Genomic DNA, 3592 nt, shown 5'->3' with positions numbered 1-3592 from the left:
CAGCGGCCCCGGAAGCCGAAGACCGATCGGGAGAAGAAGAAGGAGCTGCGTGAGCAGCGCAAGCGGCTCCGGGCGGCCGGGAAGCGGCACTCCCATGCATGGCTGTGGTGACGGCGCAGGGCACCGCACCCGGCGCAGTGCATGATGGCCCGCACCCGGTGACTGGCGTGTGCGCGGCAGCCGGCGTGGTGCACTCGGTGTGCGTCCGCGCCCGGAGCGTACCGCTGACAGGGTGTTCTTGAACCGGCAGTGTTCTGCCGGTGTGTGGGCGGGCGATCGTGCCTCCGGCGAGCGAAGCTGAGAGCGTGAGTATTAAAAGCGAGCGTCCGGTGAGCGCTGAACAGATCAATGCAGCATTGGTTGCTCTAGGGGCTGAACCGGTGGCGGGTCCGGAGGCGCAGCCCGAAGGACCGCAGGAAGCGGACCGTCTGCGGCTGCTGGGCAATCTGCTGGCCAAGGCAGAGTTGGAGATCACCGCCGGGACGCGTCTGTCTGAGGAGGGGGAGATCGAGGACGTCCTCGACACGATGCTCGGTTGGGCAGATCAGCTAGGTTCTGATCCCGGCCTTGCGGTCAACGTTCTGACCAACAGACTGCAGCGCACTGCTATGCAGGTCTCGGAATCCGGGGCTGAGGAACCGCCTCCGGGCCGGGAAGCGTCCTTCGCTGCCTCGATGACGGCGTTGTATACCCTCAGCGCCCAGCTGCACGCCGATCGAGGGGATGTGGAGGGAACCCGGCGGGCTCTGGGTGGGGCGGAGGAAGCCCTCATCGACATCATGCAGGGCATGCATGACCTGCGTGTTGCCATCGGCGACACGGCGGGGGAGGACGAGGGATCAGAGGGCTGACGGCAGTTCCGCCGGACCGTCGAGCCAGACAACACGACCGGCATCATCCAGCTCAATCGCGACCCGGCCAGAGTTCAGAAGCAATCTCTGACAGCGCCCGCGTCGGCTCACCCGCGCGGCGGCTGCAGCGAGCGCGGAGACCGGGACGGGCGTACGGGTCGGGCCCTCCAGTGGATCGGAAGGCCGGGCCCGGCTCGTACTCGGGATACGTCGGGCCGTGCCGGTCAGGCCGGGGCGGCCTGCAGAGCGGCGAGCGGGGAGTGCCGGCCTTTCTCGACGGTGCGCACGTTAGGAACAGTTGGGCTGTCTCAGGGCGCCTGTTGTCTCAGCAACGTTCGCAGACCTGCGTTCCTCAGCTGTTCTGATCTCCGGGCGGCCTGTCTCAGAATTTTTGGGCGAGCTCACCCGTTCGTGGTGGAGGCGAGGGTGGCGCGTTGACGAAGGGTCACAGCGCGGCGACGACGGGCGGTTGCCTTGCTGACTTCGCCGTCTCTGGGTCTGGATCTGTGTCGAACCGGTGACGCGCTCGGCCCGACCTGGCATGCCGGAGGAATGCCGTATCCGGATGGGGCGGGCTGGTCGCCGACCAGCGCAGTCGCCGGAGGAAGTACGGATGCGGACCGTCGAAGGCTCTGTGGTGGGAGCGTGCCGTAGCGGCGGCGACGATCTGCCGCAGGGCCTCGGCCCGCGGGCCAGGACGGTAGCTGGATCGGGCTGGTGGAGGTGCTCCAGCAGGCGGCAGGTGTCGTCGCCGGTGGCGAGGATTCTGGTCTTGGGCCGGGTGGGGTTCTTGCCCAGACGGACCGGGCCCTCGGTACTGGTGGGCTCGCGTACTCGAACGGAAATTGGCGGTAGCCGCTGACCCGGATCACGGTGCGGCTGTGGCCGCAAGGGCGTTGACGCGGTTCTCGTACTCGCGGCGGGCCTTGCGCTGTGCAGGGACTGCCGGGACGCCCCGGGGCGCCGTCGAGGGGCTGGCATTGAGCGAGGGGCCCTCGGTGCACTGAGGCTACGGCGCTCACGCGCAGGGTGTACAAGCTCGCCCACTGGTCCCCACGGCCGGGAGCGGGGCGCCCGCGCGGTCTGCGGTGGCACGTACGTGCGGATGTGGGTGCTCGGCCGCTCGTGAAGCTGCTGATCGACGTGGCGCGACCGGATAAGGGGGTGCTCGCGGCCCTGGTGCACGCCGACGACCCGCAGCCGGTGGGCGTACGGGTCGAAGGCGCTATTGGACGCCTGGGATCAGGCGATGGTGAGCGGTCCGTCGACCAGGTACGCCGTCAGCGGACCGGTCATCTGGGACCGTACTGGCGGATGCAGGTCCAGCTCGTTGGCGTAGGTGGCGAGGTGGCCGACCTCATCGGAGGCCGTGGAGTTGGGGTTGCCGAGCAGTTCGACCGCGCGCGGGACCACCCGGGAGAGGACGTCCTGCACGCAGTACCGGACGTACAGCGAGTGGGCGAGCGTTGACTCGTCCGGGCCGTCGTCGTCGATCCGGCGGGCGATGCCCTCCGCGGCCGACATCGCGCCCTCGGCCTCCACCAGCAGCCGGACCCGTTCGGAGTCAGGCACCCGGTTGCTGAGCAGCACCTGTTCGACCAGTGCGCTGGCGGCCCCGAGGCAGCTGCCCGTCATCAGCAGCTGGAACCAGGCGAAGCCTGCGGTCAGCACGTCCGGCTGCCCGCTGGGGGCCGAGGTCCGCACCAGCAGATCCGGCGGCAACAATACGTCGTGGAGGGTGACCTGCTCGCTGTCCGCTCCCGCCCCGCTGACGCTCAAACCCTCGCTTTCCGCGGGCGCCAGCGCCACGGCCAGTTCCTCGCCCGGGCCGTTCAAGCGGGGGACCATGACACTGGCCATGAGCAGGTCCATCGACCGGGCCAGACTGCGTGCGCGCGCTACCCCGCTGACCCGCACCCCATCGGGCCCCTCCGTGGCGGTCATCGAGGGGGAGAGGACTCCGGCGTCGGGGCGCTCCTCGGCGAAGCCGAACGCCACGAGGGTGTTGAAGGAGGCCACATCCTCGATGATCCACCTCAGGCCATCGCCATTGGCGGCGGACAGAGCGGCCAGGGTGGCCATCGAGAAGTGGTGCATGGTGGTGGCCACGGCCAGCGACGGTGTCCTGCTGCCCAGTGCGCGCTGCACCCGCAGGGCGTCCAGGGCGGTGGCTCCCCGCCCCGGGTGGGATTCCGGCACCAGCAGCCTGGGGCCGCCGCTGTCGCGGAAGTGCTGGATGCCGGGGCTACTTGGGCCCTCCAGCTCCATGAGGGGTACCGCCCGCAGGCGCTCGTCCAGCCCCGGCAGCAGCTTCGCCACAGTGGCGCGTTCCCGCTCCAGAAATCCCATGTCTTCCCCCATCTCCCCCGGGATGACCACCCGGCCGGTGGCCCAGGGCGGCTCCCAGCGCCCAGGGGCGCGCAGCAACTGCCACACCGCTCCTGGGCCGGGCCGACCCTAAAAGGCAATGTATTCGGGCAGCACCGCGAGCGGCGCCCATTCCGAGGTCGGGGCCGTGTCGGCGACGGATGAACCAGAGGTCGACCGTCGTCGAGAGGGCGGAATCTGTGGGCGTCGGGGCTCCTGTTCGCCCGACTCCCACCTCTGATCCCTGGGAGGCGTTCCCTTCGTCAGGGTGACTGCTCAGCGTCCGTCATGAAGCGGTCCGGCCCGCCCCGCGCCAAGATATCTGCAGAGGGGGGGGAGGCTGTTGAGGTGGGGTCGGGGGCGGGGGGAGCCGC

2 protein-coding genes are annotated in these 3592 nt (G+C 69.7%); one reads left to right on the top strand and one right to left on the bottom strand.

What is annotated here, in order from left to right; translation table 11 throughout:
• Positions 1–329 precede the first annotated feature (329 nt).
• A complete protein-coding gene (locus ABT186_RS47365) occupies positions 330–851 on the top strand; it encodes a hypothetical protein (protein ID WP_351237715.1) in 522 nt (173 codons plus the stop codon).
• A gap of 1242 nt (positions 852–2093) precedes the next feature.
• On the opposite strand, the gene ABT186_RS47360 is transcribed toward ABT186_RS47365, so the two are convergent.
• Positions 2094–3200: an acyl-CoA dehydrogenase family protein gene (locus ABT186_RS47360; RefSeq protein WP_351930621.1), complete on the bottom strand. Its 1107-nt coding sequence runs from the start codon at positions 3198–3200 to the stop codon at positions 2094–2096.
• Positions 3201–3592 lie beyond the last annotated feature (392 nt).

The sequence above is a fragment of the Streptomyces sp. NPDC001634 genome, from assembly GCF_040298185.1.
Taxonomy (GTDB): Bacteria; Actinomycetota; Actinomycetes; order Streptomycetales; family Streptomycetaceae; genus Streptomyces.
The sequence above is the reverse complement of the archived record's forward strand: the minus strand, read 5'-3'. Positions and strand labels throughout refer to the sequence as shown.